Raw genomic sequence first — 16,659 nt, 5'->3', positions numbered from 1 at the left:
TGCATCGCTCGACATTGCATTGAACTTCACCTCGCCAGCACCGACGAACAGGCAAGCACGGGACAGCCGGAACGTCAGCACGAGGCAGCAGGAAGCAATCGCAAAACGCTGCAAGCACGCTCCGCAATACAGATAGATAGAGCAGCGAAACGTCGCTTTGACACGTTGCTCTTCGAGCTCGCGAAGCACCTCGACGACATGCGTTCAACACGCTTCACATGAGGCGACACACACAGTCTGTTGAACAAAGTGTTGTATGAACGTAGCAACGCGAATCGAAAACAGGATTTTTCATCAGCGAACTCTTTTATCGCTCGTGAAAAGATGGTACAAACCGTTCTAAATTGATGGTGACATTTATGCTCAACTGGGATGACGAGATCACTGCCGTAACTCCCTCGAGCGCTACGCAACAGAATGTGTTGCGCAACGCTGCGGGATCGGCTGTCGGTTCGCAAGTCGGAACGCGTTCCGCTCCTCACGCTCCCTCGGCTCAAGACATCTTCGCGAACGACATCGCTGTCGCTCCCGTCGCTCATGTGACCCACGCTGCTACCGGAACGGCTGCCGCCTCCGAAGCGCGAGTCAATGTCGCCGACAAACGCATCATCAACGGCCAGACCGACGTCAATCAGTTGGTGCCGTTCAAATACAAGTGGGCCTGGGAAAAGTATCTGGCTGGTTGCGCCAACCACTGGATGCCGCAAGAAGTGAACATGTCGCGCGACATCGCCCTCTGGAAAGACCCGAACGGTCTGACCGAAGACGAGCGCCGCATCGTCAAGCGCAACCTGGGCTTCTTCGTGACGGCTGACTCGCTGGCCGCCAACAACATCGTGCTGGGCACCTACCGCCACATCACGGCGCCCGAATGCCGCCAGTTCCTGCTGCGCCAGGCGTTCGAAGAGGCGATCCACACGCACGCTTACCAGTACATCGTCGAGTCCCTGGGCCTCGACGAAGGCGAAATCTTCAACGCGTATCACGAGGTTTCCTCGATCCGCGCGAAAGACGAATTCCTGATTCCGTTCATCCATACGCTGACCGACCCGGCCTTCAAGACCGGCACGCTCGAGGCAGACCAGACCCTGCTGCGCTCGCTGATCGTGTTCGCCTGTGTGATGGAAGGCCTGTTCTTCTACGTCGGCTTTACGCAAATCCTGGCGCTGGGTCGCCAGAACAAGATGACCGGCGCGGCGGAACAGTACCAATACATCCTGCGCGACGAGTCGATGCACTGCAACTTCGGCATCGACCTGATCAACCAGATCAAACTCGAAAACCCGCAACTCTGGACGGCTGAGTTCCGCGCGGAAATCCGCGAGATCTTCCAGCAAGCGGTCGAACTTGAATATCGTTACGCAGAAGATACGATGCCGCGCGGGGTGCTCGGCCTCAATGCGTCGATGTTCAAGAGCTATCTGCGCTTCATCTGCAACCGCCGTTGCCAGCAGATCGGTCTCGATCCGCTGTACCCGAACGAGGAAAACCCGTTCCCGTGGATGAGCGAGATGATCGACCTGAAGAAGGAACGCAACTTCTTCGAGACGCGAGTGATCGAATATCAGACTGGCGGCGCGCTGACCTGGGAGTGATCCGGGTTCGTGTCGCAGATGCATTCATTTTGGGGATGCCGGCAGGCTTCGGCCGCGGCAATTTAGTTAGGAGCAGAACCGCCTGATGCAAATTGTGCCCAGTGCGCCGCGTGCCTTCGCGGCCCACAAACATGACTGGCACTTTGCGAACCCTTCAGTGGGATGGGCAAACTTCCCCCCGGAAAAAGCCGCTGGCGTCGCCGCCAGTGGCCCGATCAAGCAATTGCCGGCGCTGAGATCCAGCGCCGACCAGATCTGGCGCGCGGTGCCCAAGGGCACGGCGCGCCTTACCGCATTCATTAGCGTAAGCCCGCAGCACCTGCGTACGCCGATGAATAGCCCGCTTCGTAGCGCGCGCCCTGAGAAGCGTCCGCGGGAAGCGGGTTTTGACGAAGGGTGTAGTTTGAACTGACTCTCATCTGAAAACCTGAAGGAGAAAATGATGGCAACTATCAAGAAAGCAGCAGCTAAGAAACCCGCAGCCAAGAAAGCTGCTCCGGCAAAGAAGGCCGCTCCGGCGAAAAAAGTCGCTGCCAAGAAAGTCGCAGTGAAGAAGGTTGCAGCGAAGAAGGCTGCGCCGGCGAAGAAAGTCGCTGCTAAGAAAGTCGCAGTGAAGAAGGTTGCAGCGAAGAAGGCACCGGCAAAGAAGGCAGCGCCGGCTAAGAAAGCAGCAGTGAAGAAGGTTGCAGCAAAGAAGGCAGCACCGGCGAAGAAGGCCGCAGCAAAGAAGGCGCCGGCTAAGAAGGCCGCTGCCAAGAAGGCTGCGCCTGCTAAGAAGGCTGCTGCCAAGAAAGCTGCGCCTGCCAAGAAGGCTGCCGCCAAGAAGGCTGCGCCTGCGAAAAAGGCTGCCGCTAAAAAGGCTGCGCCTGCCAAGAAGGCTGCCGCGAAGAAGGCCGCTGCTCCTGCCAAGAAGGCTGCCCCTGCGAAGAAGGCTGTTGCCAAGAAGGCTGCTCCTGCTCCCGCTGCGACTTCTGTCTCGAGCGCACCGGCGGCGACGGTGAAGACCGCGCTGAACCCGGCAGCTGCATGGCCGTTCCCGACGGGCAGCCGTCCGTAAGCAGTAGAAGTACTTCGACACGTCGTACTGTGTGTCGATGATCGAGTAGCGCTTGAAGCAGCATCACCGAGCGCTACTCGGTCAGGGTCCCGTTGCCGGGTTTCTGGCGACGGGATTTTTTTTGCTCGGGAGAAGGCGCCGGCTTTGAGAAGCGAGTTCAAAACCAGCAGGCGAAAAAAAACGCATGCACCGCCACTGTGTTGCATGGGACCGGAGTAACCGCTAAAGCGCTAACTCCGGTCGACAGGGGAGGGCATGCGTTTGAGGTCGTCGCGGTGGCGCATGAAGCGCGACCGCACGAGAGGGGAAACTTAGTGCGTGACGCGCGTGACGCCGCCGCTGGAAAGCAGACGGACGCGCTCGCCGGCGCGGAAGATTTCGCCGGTGGCGCTTTGGGTGATCGCGCGCATGTCGCCGTTATCGAGTCGCACGGTGATCTCGAGGCCGTCGTGCACCGCGACGCCGTTCTCGACCGCATTGCCTGCCACTGCGCCAGCCAGGCCGCCGATAATGCCCGTCACGATCGAGCCGCGACCGCCGCCGATCGCGCTGCCGGCCACCGCGCCCAACGCACCGCCGCCGATCGCACCCAGGCCGCTCGGCTGGCCGTTGTTCGAACTGATCTTCACGGCCCGAACGCTGTCGACCGTGCCCATGCGGACCGTTTCTTCGCGCTGTGCCTGCGACGCCGTGTAGACGTCGGCAGAACTGCTGTTGTACGCACACCCCGACATGGCCAGCGAACCGGCGATCAAGGCGGCCACTACCAGGCGACTCGTTGTTCTCATTCCCTAACTCCAATAGCTTGCGGCATTACTGCAGGTCGTATCCGAACGCCTGCTTGAACCGTTCGTTGATCTCCGCCCGGTTGGGCGCGTAGTTTTGCGGGCCCTGGTGTTCGATCTTCAGCGCGCCCATCAGGCTTGCCAGACGCCCCGTGGTCGCCCAGCCCAGCTTGTTCTCGATGCCGTACAGCAGGCCGCCGCGGAACGCGTCGCCACAACCTGTAGGGTCGAGCACTTGCTGTGCCTTGACCGCCGGAATGGCTTCGATGCCGCTGGCGTGATGGATCTGCGCGCCTTGTTCGCCGAGCGTGACAATCAGCGCTTCGACCTTGCCGGCGATCTCTTCGATCGACCAACCCGTTTTGTTGCTCACCAGTTTGGCTTCGTAATCGTTGACAGCTACGTAAGTAGCAAGTTCAATCATGCGGCGCAGCGACTCACCGTTGAAGAGCGGCAAACCTTGGCCCGGATCGAAGATAAACGGCACGCTGGCCGCTGCCAAGTGCTCGGAATGCTGGATCATCGCGTCGTAACCATCCGGTCCGACGATGCCGAGCGTGATGCCCTTCGCTTCGTCGGCGCGGTTCAGGTGCGCCCGCATCATCGCACCAGGGTGGAACGCGGTGATCTGGTTGTTTTCGAGGTCGGTGGTGATCATCGCCTGGGCCGAGTACGTGTCCGGCACCACCAGGACGTTTTCCGTCGAGAGGCCGAGCTGCTTGAAGCGGTCCATGTAGAGCTGCGCGTCGATCGCGCCGAGCGCGCCCATGATGCGCGCGTTGCCACCGAGCAGATGCAGCGAGTAGGCGATATTGCCCGCGCAGCCGCCGAACTCACGGCGCATCGTCGGCACGAGGAAGCTCACGTTCAGGATGTGGACCTGCTCCGGCAGGATGTGCTCCCGAAAGCGGCCTTCGAAGGTCATGATGTTGTCGTAGGCGAGCGAACCGCAAATCAGCGTAGCCAAGGCGAGCGTTCCTGTAAAAATCGATAGAGAGAATGGGCACGACGATGTGACAGCGCCGCGCATGAAGCGCGGCGCCGGGGTTCGTGCGCGAAGGTTTTACTTCAGCGCGGCAAGCGCTGCGTCGTAGTTCGGCTCGTTCTTGATTTCGCCGACCAACTCAGCGTGCACGACCTTGTCGTTCTCGTCGACGACCACCACGGCGCGTGCCGTCAGACCCGTCAGCGGGCCGCTCGTGACGTCCACGCCATAGGCTTGCGCGAACTCATGGCCGCGGAACGTGGACGCCGTCACGACGTTCTCGATGCCTTCGGTCGTGCAGAAACGCGATGCGGCGAACGGCAGGTCGCCCGACACGACGATCACAGCCGTGTTGCTCAGCTTGGCTGCAGCCTCGTTGAACTTGCGGGTCGACGTGGCGCAGGTCGGCGTGTCGAGGCTCGGGACGATGTTCAGCACCTTGCGCTTGCCGGCGAAGTCGGCCAGCGACAGCGGCTTCAGATCCTTGCCGACCAGCGAGAAGGCGGGGGCAGTCTGGCCCACGCTCGGGAACGTGCCGGCTACTTCGATCGGGTTGCCACCCAGCGTAACTTGACTCATGTTGTCGTGCTCCGAAAATTCGTCAGTAATGACGGTAAACACGCCCGGTCAGTGCCGGGCGCGAGGATGCGTTACGGATAAAAAATCTGTACGCGGAAATTTGACGCGACCGCATTGCCCGTGTCGAGATGCACGATCATGGTCTGGGTCGTGTGCGCCGGCAGCCCGGCCGCAATCGGCGTGCCGGGTGCGACGTAGTCTTGCGGCCACAGCACGCGGCGCACGGCGACATTGTTCTGGTCGTCGAGCAGCGTGAGTTCGATTGCCGGGTAGGCCAGCGCAACATTGGCGCGGTTGCGCAGCGGCATTTTCAGTTCGAGCTTGTGCGGGCCGTCGATCTGCCGCAGGTCGGACGGTTCGACCTGCAAACCGTCGATGTCGTGCGGCGGCGTGATCTGGCAGCCGAGCTGCGCGCAGGCCTTTACGTAGAGCGTCTGCGAGCGTGGGAAGTAGACCTGCACGGTTTCACGCTGCCACCAGGCGAGTTGCGCGAGCAGGGCGATAACCAGCAGCGCGGCGACCACCGAGCCGAAGATGATCCAGCCGAGGCGGCGCGGTTCGGCGGGTCGTGTTTCGCGTACCACCGGGAAGGGATCGACGCCGTCATGCACCGGCTGGACCGCGAAGGGTTCGCCGCTCGATCCAAAGGTGGCTGGGCCTGGACCCGAGCCACCACCCGCGGCGGCCGCACCCAGGCCGGCTGCCGCAGCTACGCCTGCAGCGCCTAAACCGGCCCCACCTAAGCCGGCCCCACCGAAATGCGGTTCATTGTCAGGAATGCCATGCAAGCTGGCCGGCTCGTGCAAAACCGGCTCGTCAGCATCAGCAAGATGTTCAGAAGGACGTTCGGTCTTGTGCCAGACCCGCGGCGCTGCTTCCGCAGACGGATTGGCCTCGTAAGCGAAAGGCTCACGCGGCAGGTCCGGGGGCGCCTCGGCCTCGTTGGCAACGGGTTCGAGCGGCGCGTTCGCGAGACTGGGTTCGTGGTCGGCAGGAATCGGCGCGGTGAAGGCGCTCGCCGGCAGTTCCGGCTCGGTAGCGTGACGCGGCGTGACCGCAACGCCCGCTCCGGTGGAGATCGGCGTAAGCGGCAGATTGCTGGCGTTGTGAAGCAGGCGGTTGTCGATCGTGGCGTCTGGCGCCGGCGCCCACGGATCCCATGCTTCAGCGCTGAAATCGGGGCCCTTGGGGCGTACGCCGGACAAGGCCTCGATCGCCGCGGCCGCGGCAATTGGCTTGGCGGAGGAGAAGTCGCCGGCCTCGTTCAGTTCGAACAGGCTGCTCGATGCGTCGAATACTTCATGGCAATGCCCGCAACGCACGAGGCCGCGGCGCAGCGCGAGCTGCGCCGGTTGCAGGCGGAAGACGGTTTCGCAGAAGGGGCAACGCGTCGCCAGGAGCATATTGAGCCGATAAGCCGAAAGGCCGTTGGTTGGACAATACGCCTTATTCTAATGGCTTTCGCGGCGCGTTCCCGTCAGGCATACCCAACCTTCGTGTTCGCGCCATACGCCGATGTCGATCCATCGCGAATAGACCTGTGCCACTTCGTCCGCCTGGCGCGCCAGAATGCCTGACAGCGCGATCCGGCCACCCGGCTTGACCTTCGACGAAAGCATCGACGCCATCAGCTTGAGCGGGTTGGACAGGATATTGGCGACCACGATATCGAACTCGCCGGTGGGGCATTCGTCTGGCAAACCGTACGTGACTTCCGCCCGGTTGCGCTCGCTGTTGTGACGCGCCGATTCGACCGCCTGCGGGTCGATATCGATGCCGTACACCGGATCGGCGCCGCACTTCTTCGCGAGGATCGCGAGGATGCCCGAGCCGCAGCCATAGTCGAGCACGGATTGCTCGGCCTTGACCGACTGCTCCAGCCATTCCATGCACAGACGCGTAGTGGGATGGCTGCCGGTGCCGAATGCGAGGCCCGGATCGAGTTCCAGCACGAGTGCGTCAGGGTCCGGTGCGTCGTGCCACGAGGGCACCACCCAGATACGCTCGCCGATTGAAATCGGATCGAATTGCGACTGTGTGAGACGCACCCAATCCTGCTCTTCGACTTCACGCACGGTAAATGATGGCGCGCTTTCCAGCCCCACCTCGTTGGCCGCCGCTGCGAGCAGCACACCCGGCTCCTGTTCCGGCGCGAGCAGTGCGATCACGCGCGAACGCTGCCACGCCGTGCGATCCGGCGTGAGACCGGGCTCGCCGAACAGCGGCTGCTCGTCGGGCGTGTCGGCGTCCGCATCTTCAACCGATACGGACAACGCACCCAACTCGAGCAGCGCGTCGGAGAACTCCTCCGCGTGCTCGCGTGCCAGCTCGGCGATCAGTTCCCGGTAGCTCATGACTTACGCTTCTTCCGGCGCGGCCTGCTGTTTCGCGGCCAACCGGTTTTCGAGGTAGTGAATGCTGGTGCCGCCTTCCACGAATTTCGCGTCCAGCATCAGCTCGCGATGCAGCGGGATGTTGGTCTGAATGCCTTCCACCACCATTTCCGACAACGCGATGCGCATCCGCTTGATCGCCTGCTCGCGCGTCGCGCCGTAAGCGATCAGCTTGCCGATCATCGAATCATAGTTCGGCGGCACGAAATAACCATTGTAGGCGTGCGAATCGACGCGGATGCCGGGGCCGCCCGGCATATGCCACGACGTCAAACGTCCCGGCGACGGCGTGAACTTGAACGGATCTTCCGCGTTGATCCGGCATTCGATCGCGTGACCCTTGAACACGATGTCGCGCTGACGGAACGCGAGTTTCTCGCCCGCTGCGATGCGAATCTGTTCCTGCACGATGTCGACGCCCGTGATCAGCTCGGTCACCGGATGTTCGACCTGCACGCGCGTGTTCATTTCGATGAAGTAGAACTCGCCGTTTTCGTACAGGAATTCGAACGTACCCGCGCCAAGATAGCCCATCTTCTTGCAGGCGTCCGCGCAGCGATCGCCGATGCGGTCGATCAGGCGGCGCGCAATACCGGGTGCCGGCGCTTCTTCGATCACCTTCTGGTGACGGCGCTGCATCGAGCAATCGCGCTCGCCGAGCCAGACTGCGTTCTTGAACGAGTCGGACAGAATCTGAATTTCGATGTGCCGCGGGTTCTCCAGGAATTTCTCCATGTAGACCTGCGGGTTGCCGAACGCACGGCCGGCTTCTTCGCGCGTCATGTTGACGGCGTTGACCAGCGCTGCTTCAGTGTGGACCACGCGCATGCCGCGGCCACCGCCGCCGCCGGCGGCCTTGATGATCACCGGGTAGCCGACCTGGCGGGCAATTTTCACGATCTCTTTCGGATCTTCCGGCAACGCGCCTTCAGAACCCGGCACGCAGGGCACGCCGGTCTTGATCATGGTTTGCTTGGCGGTCACCTTGTCGCCCATCATCCGGATCGTTTCCGGGCGCGGGCCGATAAAGGTGAAGCCGGACTGCTCGACGCGCTCGGCGAAGTCGGCGTTTTCCGACAGGAAGCCGTAGCCGGGGTGGATCGCTTCGGCGTCCGTCACTTCTGCCGCGCTGATCAGCGCCGGCATGTTCAGGTAGCTCAGATTCGAAGGCGCCGGGCCGATACAGACCGCCTCGTCGGCGAGCTTCACGTACTTGGCTTCCTTGTCGGCTTCCGAATAGACGACGACCGTCTTGACGCCCAGTTCGCGGCAGGCGCGCTGGATACGAAGCGCGATCTCGCCACGATTGGCAATAAGAATTTTTTCAAACATAGCGGATTTTCGACTCATCAATAGGCGCCCGGTCGATCACAACACAGGCTGCCTCAGAGGATCGGTCGCGCGCCTCGGGAGGGCAGACGCGCGGGCGGCAGGCGCAAAAAAAGCGCAAAGCGTGCCGCGTTAGCCGACCACGAACAGCGGTTGGCCGTACTCGACCGCCTGGCCGTTTTCGACGAGGATTTCCTTCACCACGCCGGACTTGTCCGACTCGATTTCGTTGAGCAGCTTCATCGCTTCGATGATGCAGATCGTCTGGCCTTCCTTGACCGTGTCGCCCACCTGGACGAACGGATCGGCGCCCGGCGACGGTGCGCGGTAGAAGGTGCCGACCATCGGCGAGGTCACCACGTGGCCTTGCGGCGCGACGGCGGCCGGCGTAGCCGGGGCGCCCGCTGCGGCAGCCGGTGCTTCGCCGCCCGGCAGCGGTGCCGGCTGGGCATATTGCGGAGCATACGAAGCGGACGGTTGCACGTAAACCGGCGGCGCATTCTTGACGATGCGGACCTTGCCTTCGCCCTCGGTCACTTCGAGTTCGGAAATACCGGACTCCGAGACGAGGTCGATCAGAGTTTTCAGTTTACGTAGATCCATCAGGAAGCCCCTTTCAATGCGTAAAGTGCCGGCGCGTGCAATCGCAGTACCCGGCTTAAATTGGACGTGTTTGGAATCAGCCGCGCGACGAGCCGGCCGACAGCCGGTCGAGCGCGAATTCGAGCGCGTACATATATCCCTTCCAGCCAAGGCCGCAAATCACGCCTTCAGCCTGGTCGGAGAAATACGAGTGATGCCGGAACGGTTCGCGGCGATGTACGTTCGAGAGATGAATCTCGACGAACGGGATGCCGACCCCCGCCAGTGCGTCCCGAATGGCCACGCTGGTGTGCGTGTACGCGGCGGGATTGATCAGTATGAAATCGGTTTGTTCAGTCCGGGCGGATTGGATGCGATCGACGAGAGCACCTTCATGATTGCTCTGGAACGACGCGAGTTCGACGCCTGCGTCCGCTGCGCGGTCCGCAAGTGCCTGATCGATCTGCGGCAGCGTTACGCGGCCATAAACCTCCGGTTCCCGGGTGCCGAGAAGGTTGAGGTTGGGGCCGTGCAGTACCAGCAGTCGCGTCATGGTCGCTTCTTTTTCCGTGGAATTGGGCGCACTTTAGCGCTGATTAGAGAAACTTGTCTAGTTTCCTGCGCGTTGGAAACGATCCTGGCGATCTTCCGCCACCTCTCCGGGCGCCCATCTTCTCTCAAATTCGAGCGATTTGCGCGTAATTTCGCGCCTTTTGCCTCGATCTGATCGTCAAAAGAATGTGAAATTTAGAGCGCGTCGAGCGTCTGTTTCAGCGCTTGTGGGTCGATTTGCCCTAATTTTGTCGAGCGGATGTTGCCTTTTGCGTCGATTACGACGGTAAAGGGCAGGCCGCCCGCAGTATTGCCGAACGCGCGCGCAAGGTCGGCGCCGCCGAACCCGGTGACGTAGACCGGGTAGGCCACTTTCACCTTCTGCAGGAACGCCTGGACGTTTTTATCCGAATCGACGCCAAGTCCGACGAACTGGATTCCTTTCTTCGCATATTCGCGTTGAAGTTGCGAAAGAGCGGGCATTTCCTCGACGCACGGTCCGCACCACGACGCCCAGAAGTTGACGACGATTGGGTGGCCTTTAAGCAAACTTAGCGATTGCGGCTTGCCTTCGACATTCGTGACAGGCGCGGTCCAAAGTTGCTCGACGGCGCTTTGCGTGGAACCGGGCTGCGCCGCGTGGGCGACTGCCGGGTCGCCGTTCAGCAAATGATTGGCCAGCACTCCGCCACCCGCGGCGGCGATCGCGACAAGCGCGCCTGCCAGAATCCGTCTCGTATTCATTCCAGGTCTAGTCTGTCTAATTGGTTGAGGAGGTGACGTTGCTGCTGTCGAGCAGCGCCTGAACGGCCTGCTGATTCGCCCGGGCCGTGCGGCCGCGCGCGTCGGCCCGAACCGCGCCGCGCAAGTCGTCTGTTTCGTACAGGGCGACGTGGATGCCGGCCGGCTCCGCATCGCGTCCTTCGTTCGTGGGGCGCCAGAGGAAGCTCAGCGTCTCGACGTAGCCGCGACCGGCAAAATGCCGCGTCTCCGAAACGTCGTACTGGATGTTGGCGTTCAGAAAGTAGATCGCGACTTCTTTCGGGTTGTCGCAGAACACCTGAAGGTGAATATCCGAGTGTTCGCCGGCTGTGCCGCCGAGCACCGCGCCGGTTAGATAGGGATTGAACGGCGCAAGCCGCTCCATCCAGTCGATCGCGATGCGGCGCAGCCGCCGCAACAGCGCCGGCTGGCTGTCACCCTGGAAGAGTGACTGATATTCGCGGATTTCTTCTTCAATCTGGTCGTTATCCGGCAGCCATTCGCCGGCAACACGGCTCTCGCCGACTACCTGCCGTGCCGCTTTACGCTTGGCCGTTGCGTAGTCCAGACCGTCTTCAGCGATCATCCGGGCAGCCGCGATGGCGATTTCCTCGCGCACGCGCTGCGGATCGAAATGTGATTTGCGAACCATCTCTCAATCATACTAGAGATTGATGACAGCCCTTTCTGGGCGGTTCACGCCGGGCATTTTGCGGGGGCGGGACGGGCAGCCATTCTGGCGGCCCCGCTCGTAGGGCGATTCGGACGCGTCGGTTACAATAGCGTCCTTTGCGGACGGTCGTTTCGACCGCTCTTCTGCACTCCCATCCCTCGCAAAATACGCCCGCGCGGCACGACAGGCTTATGCACATCCACATCCTCGGTATCTGCGGCACGTTCATGGGCGGACTCGCGGTCCTCGCGCGCGGCGCGGGCCACACCGTGACGGGCTGCGACGCCGGCGTCTATCCGCCCATGAGCACGCAGCTCGAGGCGCAAGGCATTCGTCTGATTGAAGGTTATGACGCCGAGCAGTTGAACGGCCTCAATGCCGACCTGTTCGTGATCGGCAATGTGGTTTCGCGCGGCAACCCGCTAATGGAAGCGATCCTCGATCGCGGCCTGCCTTATGTGTCCGGTCCGCAGTGGCTCGGCGAGCACGTGCTGAACGGCAAGTGGGTGCTGGCGGTGGCCGGCACGCACGGCAAGACCACCACCAGTTCGATGCTGACCTGGCTGCTCGAAGACGCGGGTCTCAATCCGGGCTTCCTGATCGGCGGCGTGCCGCTGAACTTTGGGGTGTCAGCGCGGCTGACCGATTCGAGCTTCTTCGTCATCGAAGCCGACGAATACGACACAGCCTTCTTCGACAAGCGCTCCAAGTTCGTTCACTACCGTCCGAAAACCGCGGTCCTGAACAATCTCGAGTTCGATCACGCCGACATTTTCCCGGATCTGGCGGCGATCGAAACGCAGTTCCATCACCTGATCCGCACGGTGCCGGGCATTGGCCGTATCGTTACGAACGGTCGCGAAGACGCGCTGGAGCGCGTGCTGACGCGCGGTTGCTGGAGCGAAGTCGAGCGGTTCGGCGTGCAAGGCGGCTGGGAAACCTTGCCGGCGGAAGACGGCGTGCCGGTCGACGAGCGTTTTGCCGTGTATCACAACAGCGAGCGCGTCGGCGTGGTCGAGTGGCAGGTGCAGGGCGAACACAACCGCATGAACGCGCTTGCCGCGATCGCCGCTGCGCGCCATGTCGGCGTGCCGCCGGCGCAAGCCGCGAAGTCGCTGGCGAGCTTCAGGAATGTGAAGCGCCGTATGGAAGTGCGCGGCAGCGTCGACGGCGTGACCGTCTACGACGATTTCGCCCACCACCCCACGGCGATCGAAACCACGGTAGCCGGCCTGCGCGCCCGCGTCGGCCATGAAAACACGCGTATCCTGGCCGTGCTGGAGCCGCGTTCGAACACCATGAAGCTCGGCGTGATGAAGGCGCAACTGCCGGCGAGTCTGGCGGACGCCGACCTCGTGTTCGGCTACGGCGCGCCGGCCGGCCGCGACGCGCTCGGCTGGAATCTCGGCGAGGCGCTCGCGCCGCTCGGCGGCAAAGCGCAGGCTTTCGACAATCTCGACGCGCTGGTCAAGGCGGTGGTTCACGCAGCGCGCCCCGGCGACCAGATTCTGGTGATGAGCAACGGCGGCTTCGGCGGCGTGCATCAGAAGCTGCTCGACGCACTTTCCGCACGAGGCGTTTCGTGATCCTTTATCTGCACGGTTTCCGTTCGTCACCCAATTCGTTCAAGGCGCGCGTGCTGGCGGCGCGCCTCGTTGAACTAGGCCGCAGCGACGAATGGTGCTGTCCGATGCTGCCGGTCTCGCCGCTCGAGACCGTGGCGCTTGCCGAATCGCTGGTGGCGGCTGCGAAGCCGAAAGACGTCACGGTGATCGGCAGTTCGCTCGGCGGCTACTTCGCCACCCATCTCGCCGAGAAGCACGGCTGGCCGGCGGTGCTGTTGAACCCGGCGGTCGTGCCGCAGCGCGACCTGAGCGCCTATCTCGGCGAGCAGCCGCTGTGGCACGGCGGCGGCAGCATCACGGTCGAGCCGCATCATCTGGACGAGCTGCGCGCGCTCGGCGTCGCGTCGATCACGCGGCCCGAACGCTATTATTTGATGGCCGCCACCGGCGACGAAGTGCTCGATTACCGTGAAATGCTCGCGCACTATCCGGGCGCACGCACTACGCTGATCCAAGGGAGTGACCACGCGATCAGCGAATTCGCGCAATACGTCGACGAGGTGCTGGCCTTTTGCGATGCCGAAGACGTCGAGCCGCCGGCGCCGCGCGAAGCCGCCTGAGCGTGCCGACGATCCCGCAGCGAGGCCGCTGCGGATCACCAGAATCATGCCGCCGGCGCGCGCGTATCGCGCCGCGGATCCACTACCACGAACACGTTGCCGTGCCGCGCACGCAGTGACCGATAGCTGAACCCAATCGGGCGCGCCGGCAGATGCAAGACAGAACGAGAGTATTGAGTGAACGTTTTCTTTGAGGAATCGGGCAGTTTCAAGGCGGGCAGCGTGCTGTCGCGCCAGGGCGATGCTTTTCAGGTCGAGCTGCCGGGCGGCCGGCGCGCCAAGGTGCGCGCGAAAGACGTACTGATCGAATTCGAAAAGCCGAGCGCGGGCGAACTGATGCAGCAAGCTGACGCCGCCGCGCAGGACATCGATCTGGACTTCCTGTGGGAATGCGCGCCGGACGACGAATTTCCGTTTGCCACGCTGGGCGCCGAATACTTCGGCGACGCGTTCGGCGCCATCGAGCGCGCGGCGCTGGTGTTGCGCATGCACGGCGCGCCGGTGTACTTCCGCCGCAAGGGCCGCGGCATGTACCAGCGCGCGCCGCAGGAGCAACTCAAGATGGCGCTCGCTGGGCTCGAGCGCAAGCGCCAGCAGGCGCTGGTGCAGGCCGGTTACGAAGACGAACTGAAGGCGGGCCGTCTGCCGGAAGGCTTCAGCGGCAGCAAGGCGCTGGCTTTGCTCACGAGGCCCGACAAGAACACGATCGAATACAAGGCGCTCGAAGGCGCGGCAGCGGCGCGCGGCATCTCGCAGGCGCGGCTGATGCTCGAATGCGGCGGAATTCCGTCGGCTCGCGCGTTGCATGAGGCGAAATTCCTCTCTGAGTTTTTCCCGCACGGCACCGGCTTTCCGCCGGTCACGGTCGGCACATTGCCGGAAGATCTGCCGGAAGCCGATGTACAGGCGTTCTCGATCGACGACATCACCACGACCGAAATCGACGATGCATTCTCCGTCGAGCATCTGGCCGACGGCCGTGTGCGGATCGGCGTGCACATTGCCGCGCCGGCGCTCGGCATTGAGCGTGGCGACGAGGTTGATGCGATCGCGCGCACGCGTTTGTCGACCGTTTATATGCCGGGCGACAAGATCACGATGCTGCCCGATAGCGTCGTGGAAGCTTTCACGCTGGCTGAAGGTGGCTTGCGGCCGGCTCTGTCGCTCTACGTGATCATCAATCGCGAGACGCAGGAAATCGTGGCGAGCGAAACGCGCGCCGAGCGTGTGTTCGTGAAGAACAATCTGCGCCACAACACGTTGGACGAGCTGGTCACTGAAGAGGCGCTCGCCGCCGGCACCGGCGACTATCCGCACAAAGAGGACATCGCCGTGCTGTGGCCGTTCGCGCAGGCGCTGTTCGAAAAGCGTCAGACCGCACGCGCCGGTTACGGCCTGCGTCGTGAAGTGCAGCGCAATACCGACTTCAACTTCTACGTGGAAGGCGAGCACATCACGATCACGCCGCGCCGGCGTGGTTCGCCGCTCGACACGATCGTCGCGGAGCTCGCGATTCTCGCCAACTCGTCGTGGGGCGCGTTCCTGCATGACCACGGCGTGCCGGGCATCTACCGTACGCAACGCGCGTTCGGTGCGCCGACCGGCCCGAAGCGCACCCGCATGCAAACCAATGCGGCGCCGCACGAAGGCCTAGGCGTCACGCAATACGCGTGGAGCACGTCGCCGCTGCGCCGCTACGTCGACCTCGTGAACCAGTGGCAGTTGCTCGCCTGCGTGCAGCATGGCGTGACCGCGAAACTGGCCGCGCCGTTCAAGCCGAAGGACGCTGACCTGTTCGCCGTCGTGCAAGGTTTCGACGACACCTATACGGCGTACGCCGATCACCAGCGCCGCATGGAGTACTTCTGGTGCCTGCGTTGGCTGAAGCAGGAGAACCGGAAGCAGGTGGTGGCATCGGTGGTGAAGGGCGATCTCGTGCGTCTGGAAGAGATTCCGCTGCTGCTGCACGTGCCGGGTCTCGGCGTGCATGCACGCGGTACGCGCTTACAGATGGAAGTGATGTCGATCGACGAACTGACCGTCGAAGCGTCCGTGCGCCTGCTGCACGTTCTCGACGCGCCGACGGTGACGAGCGGCAGCGAATCTGAAGAAGCCGACGAGGGTGAAGAAGAAATCATCGACGTGGCAGAAGAAAGCGCAGAAGGCGAAGCCGAGGCTCAGGCGGAAGCCGACCTCGACGGCGGTGCGGCTGAACCGGGCGACGCCGAAAACGCCGCCGGCACCAGCGATGCGGCAGCCGACCAACAGCACGTCGTGGAGCCGGGACGATGAGCGTCAGCGATTCGCGCGACCGCTACGCGGTCATCGGCAACCCGGTCGGCCATAGCAAATCGCCGTTCATTCATGGCCGCTTTGCCGCGCAAACCGGCGAGCCGATCGAGTACGGCCACCTGCTCGCGCCGGTCGATGCGTTCGTGCCGCACGTGCGCGCTTTTATCGAAGCTGGCGGCCGCGGCATGAACGTGACGGTGCCGTTCAAGCTCGACGCGCATGCGTTCGCTAATACCCTGTCGCCGCGGGCCGCGGCAGCGGGCGCGGTGAACACATTGCGGTTCGACGCAAACGGTGTCTACGGCGACAACACGGACGGCTTCGGCCTCGTGCGAGACATCGAGGTGAACCTCGGCGTTTCGTTGAAGGGTGCGCGGATTTTGCTGCTTGGTGCGGGCGGCGCCGCGCGCGGCGTCGTGCTGCCGATGCTGGACCGCTCGCCGCATACGCTGACGATCGTCAACCGTACGGCAGCGAAGGCCGAAGTGCTCGTGGACCAGTTCGCGCAGGCCGCACGCGATGCCGCTTGCTGTCTGACCGGCGGCAGCGCGCGAGCGATCGAAGCGGGCACATACGACGTGATCGTCAACGCGACGGCGGGCAGTCTGGATGCCGCGTTGCCCGAATGCGACGACCGCGCGTTCGGCGCCGGCACACTTGCCTACGACATGATGTACGGCGCGCACCCGACGGTCTTCATGGAACACGCGCAGAAGCTGGGCGCGCGCGGCGCCGACGGCCTCGGCATGCTGGTCGAGCAGGCGGCCGAATCGTTTTACGTGTGGCGAGGCGTGCGGCCCGACGGCGCGCCGGTGCTGGCTGAATTGCGAGCGTTATTGACGGCGCCGCCGCACGGCTAGCCCCCCGCTTTAACTTCCGGAATACGCAAC

At 63.0% G+C, this 16,659-nt stretch carries 17 protein-coding genes; 7 read left to right on the top strand and 10 right to left on the bottom strand.

From position 1 onward, the window contains the following. The first annotated feature begins 359 nt into the window (after window positions 1–359). From KHO33_RS20430 to KHO33_RS20420, 3 genes are all read left to right on the top strand, one after another. Window positions 360–1,595, top strand: a complete 1,236-nt coding sequence (locus KHO33_RS20430) for a ribonucleotide-diphosphate reductase subunit beta (RefSeq protein WP_054040807.1) — start codon at window positions 360–362, stop codon at window positions 1,593–1,595. Window positions 1,596–1,680: 85 nt separating this feature from the next. Continuing rightward, window positions 1,681–2,007, top strand: coding sequence for a hypothetical protein (locus KHO33_RS20425; RefSeq protein ID WP_200567368.1), 327 nt, complete (start codon window positions 1,681–1,683; stop codon window positions 2,005–2,007). 30 nt (window positions 2,008–2,037) lie between these two features. Continuing rightward, the gene (locus KHO33_RS20420) at window positions 2,038–2,652 is read left to right on the top strand and encodes a histone H1-like DNA-binding protein (RefSeq protein WP_093645210.1); all 615 of its coding nucleotides are present in this window, start codon (window positions 2,038–2,040) and stop codon (window positions 2,650–2,652) included. A 311-nt stretch (window positions 2,653–2,963) separates the two neighbouring features. On the opposite strand, the gene KHO33_RS20415 is transcribed toward KHO33_RS20420, so the two are convergent. The 10 genes from KHO33_RS20415 to KHO33_RS20370 all read right to left on the bottom strand — a co-directional run bounded on the left by KHO33_RS20415 (window position 2,964) and on the right by KHO33_RS20370 (window position 11,271). Then, window positions 2,964–3,440, bottom strand: a complete 477-nt coding sequence (locus KHO33_RS20415; RefSeq protein WP_054040737.1) for an outer membrane lipoprotein — start codon at window positions 3,438–3,440, stop codon at window positions 2,964–2,966. Window positions 3,441–3,465: 25 nt separating this feature from the next. Further along, entirely contained in the window at window positions 3,466–4,404 is a 939-nt protein-coding gene (locus tag KHO33_RS20410; RefSeq protein WP_200567369.1) for a carbohydrate kinase family protein, read from the bottom strand. Window positions 4,405–4,500: 96 nt separating this feature from the next. Next, a complete protein-coding gene (gene tpx / locus KHO33_RS20405) occupies window positions 4,501–5,001 on the bottom strand; it encodes a thiol peroxidase (RefSeq protein WP_054040805.1) in 501 nt (166 codons plus the stop codon). 71 nt (window positions 5,002–5,072) lie between these two features. Continuing rightward, on the bottom strand, window positions 5,073–6,404 hold the full coding sequence (locus tag KHO33_RS20400; protein ID WP_200567370.1) for a zinc-ribbon and DUF3426 domain-containing protein: 1,332 nt from the start codon (window positions 6,402–6,404) through the stop codon (window positions 5,073–5,075). Window positions 6,405–6,452: 48 nt separating this feature from the next. Further along, window positions 6,453–7,355, bottom strand: coding sequence for a 50S ribosomal protein L11 methyltransferase (gene prmA / locus KHO33_RS20395; RefSeq protein WP_054040735.1), 903 nt, complete (start codon window positions 7,353–7,355; stop codon window positions 6,453–6,455). A gap of 3 nt (window positions 7,356–7,358) precedes the next feature. Next, window positions 7,359–8,726 carry an acetyl-CoA carboxylase biotin carboxylase subunit gene (gene accC, locus KHO33_RS20390; RefSeq protein ID WP_054040733.1) on the bottom strand — a complete coding sequence of 456 codons (1,368 nt, stop codon included), beginning with the start codon at window positions 8,724–8,726 and terminating at the stop codon, window positions 7,359–7,361. 129 nt (window positions 8,727–8,855) lie between these two features. Next, a complete protein-coding gene (gene accB / locus KHO33_RS20385) occupies window positions 8,856–9,326 on the bottom strand; it encodes an acetyl-CoA carboxylase biotin carboxyl carrier protein (protein ID WP_175054476.1) in 471 nt (156 codons plus the stop codon). 76 nt (window positions 9,327–9,402) lie between these two features. Next, window positions 9,403–9,858 (bottom strand): type II 3-dehydroquinate dehydratase, encoded by a 456-nt coding sequence (aroQ, locus tag KHO33_RS20380; protein ID WP_093645199.1) that lies wholly within the window; start codon window positions 9,856–9,858, stop codon window positions 9,403–9,405. Window positions 9,859–10,052: 194 nt separating this feature from the next. Next, window positions 10,053–10,601: a TlpA family protein disulfide reductase gene (locus tag KHO33_RS20375; RefSeq protein ID WP_200567371.1), complete on the bottom strand. Its 549-nt coding sequence runs from the start codon at window positions 10,599–10,601 to the stop codon at window positions 10,053–10,055. Window positions 10,602–10,617: 16 nt separating this feature from the next. Then, window positions 10,618–11,271: a hypothetical protein gene (locus tag KHO33_RS20370; RefSeq protein WP_054040731.1), complete on the bottom strand. Its 654-nt coding sequence runs from the start codon at window positions 11,269–11,271 to the stop codon at window positions 10,618–10,620. Between the two features lie 212 nt (window positions 11,272–11,483). Between KHO33_RS20370 and mpl the strand changes: the two genes are divergently transcribed. The 4 genes from mpl to aroE all read left to right on the top strand — a co-directional run bounded on the left by mpl (window position 11,484) and on the right by aroE (window position 16,629). Continuing rightward, window positions 11,484–12,878, top strand: a complete 1,395-nt coding sequence (mpl, locus tag KHO33_RS20365; protein WP_054040730.1) for a UDP-N-acetylmuramate:L-alanyl-gamma-D-glutamyl-meso-diaminopimelate ligase — start codon at window positions 11,484–11,486, stop codon at window positions 12,876–12,878. Continuing rightward, on the top strand, window positions 12,875–13,477 hold the full coding sequence (locus KHO33_RS20360; protein ID WP_054040728.1) for a YqiA/YcfP family alpha/beta fold hydrolase: 603 nt from the start codon (window positions 12,875–12,877) through the stop codon (window positions 13,475–13,477). The genes mpl and KHO33_RS20360 overlap by 4 nt, the downstream gene beginning before the upstream one ends. Before the next feature lie 177 nt (window positions 13,478–13,654). Further along, window positions 13,655–15,769, top strand: a complete 2,115-nt coding sequence (locus tag KHO33_RS20355) for a ribonuclease catalytic domain-containing protein (protein ID WP_200567372.1) — start codon at window positions 13,655–13,657, stop codon at window positions 15,767–15,769. After that, complete coding sequence (aroE, locus tag KHO33_RS20350) at window positions 15,766–16,629, top strand: shikimate dehydrogenase (protein WP_200567373.1); 864 nt, start codon at window positions 15,766–15,768, stop codon at window positions 16,627–16,629. The genes KHO33_RS20355 and aroE overlap by 4 nt, the downstream gene beginning before the upstream one ends. Window positions 16,630–16,659: the final 30 nt, after the last annotated feature.

Source organism: Paraburkholderia nemoris, assembly GCF_905221015.1.
GTDB lineage: Bacteria > Pseudomonadota > Gammaproteobacteria > Burkholderiales > Burkholderiaceae > Paraburkholderia > Paraburkholderia nemoris.
The sequence above is the reverse complement of the archived record's forward strand: the minus strand, read 5'-3'. Positions and strand labels throughout refer to the sequence as shown.

What these genes read in the sequence shown, in the direction of transcription:
- KHO33_RS20420 (WP_093645210.1), top strand. Translation starts at nt 2,038, where the DNA reads ATGGCAACTATCAAGAAAGCAGCAGCTAAGAAACCCGCAGCCAAGAAA.
- aroE (WP_200567373.1), top strand. Translation starts at nt 15,766, where the DNA reads ATGAGCGTCAGCGATTCGCGCGACCGCTACGCGGTCATCGGCAACCCG.
- KHO33_RS20400 (WP_200567370.1), bottom strand. Translation starts at nt 6,404, where the DNA reads ATGCTCCTGGCGACGCGTTGCCCCTTCTGCGAAACCGTCTTCCGCCTG.
- mpl (WP_054040730.1), top strand. Translation starts at nt 11,484, where the DNA reads ATGCACATCCACATCCTCGGTATCTGCGGCACGTTCATGGGCGGACTC.
- KHO33_RS20415 (WP_054040737.1), bottom strand. Translation starts at nt 3,440, where the DNA reads ATGAGAACAACGAGTCGCCTGGTAGTGGCCGCCTTGATCGCCGGTTCG.
- KHO33_RS20425 (WP_200567368.1), top strand. Translation starts at nt 1,681, where the DNA reads ATGCAAATTGTGCCCAGTGCGCCGCGTGCCTTCGCGGCCCACAAACAT.
- accB (WP_175054476.1), bottom strand. Translation starts at nt 9,326, where the DNA reads ATGGATCTACGTAAACTGAAAACTCTGATCGACCTCGTCTCGGAGTCC.
- KHO33_RS20430 (WP_054040807.1), top strand. Translation starts at nt 360, where the DNA reads ATGCTCAACTGGGATGACGAGATCACTGCCGTAACTCCCTCGAGCGCT.
- accC (WP_054040733.1), bottom strand. Translation starts at nt 8,726, where the DNA reads ATGTTTGAAAAAATTCTTATTGCCAATCGTGGCGAGATCGCGCTTCGT.
- KHO33_RS20375 (WP_200567371.1), bottom strand. Translation starts at nt 10,601, where the DNA reads ATGAATACGAGACGGATTCTGGCAGGCGCGCTTGTCGCGATCGCCGCC.
- tpx (WP_054040805.1), bottom strand. Translation starts at nt 5,001, where the DNA reads ATGAGTCAAGTTACGCTGGGTGGCAACCCGATCGAAGTAGCCGGCACG.
- aroQ (WP_093645199.1), bottom strand. Translation starts at nt 9,858, where the DNA reads ATGACGCGACTGCTGGTACTGCACGGCCCCAACCTCAACCTTCTCGGC.
- prmA (WP_054040735.1), bottom strand. Translation starts at nt 7,355, where the DNA reads ATGAGCTACCGGGAACTGATCGCCGAGCTGGCACGCGAGCACGCGGAG.
- KHO33_RS20370 (WP_054040731.1), bottom strand. Translation starts at nt 11,271, where the DNA reads ATGGTTCGCAAATCACATTTCGATCCGCAGCGCGTGCGCGAGGAAATC.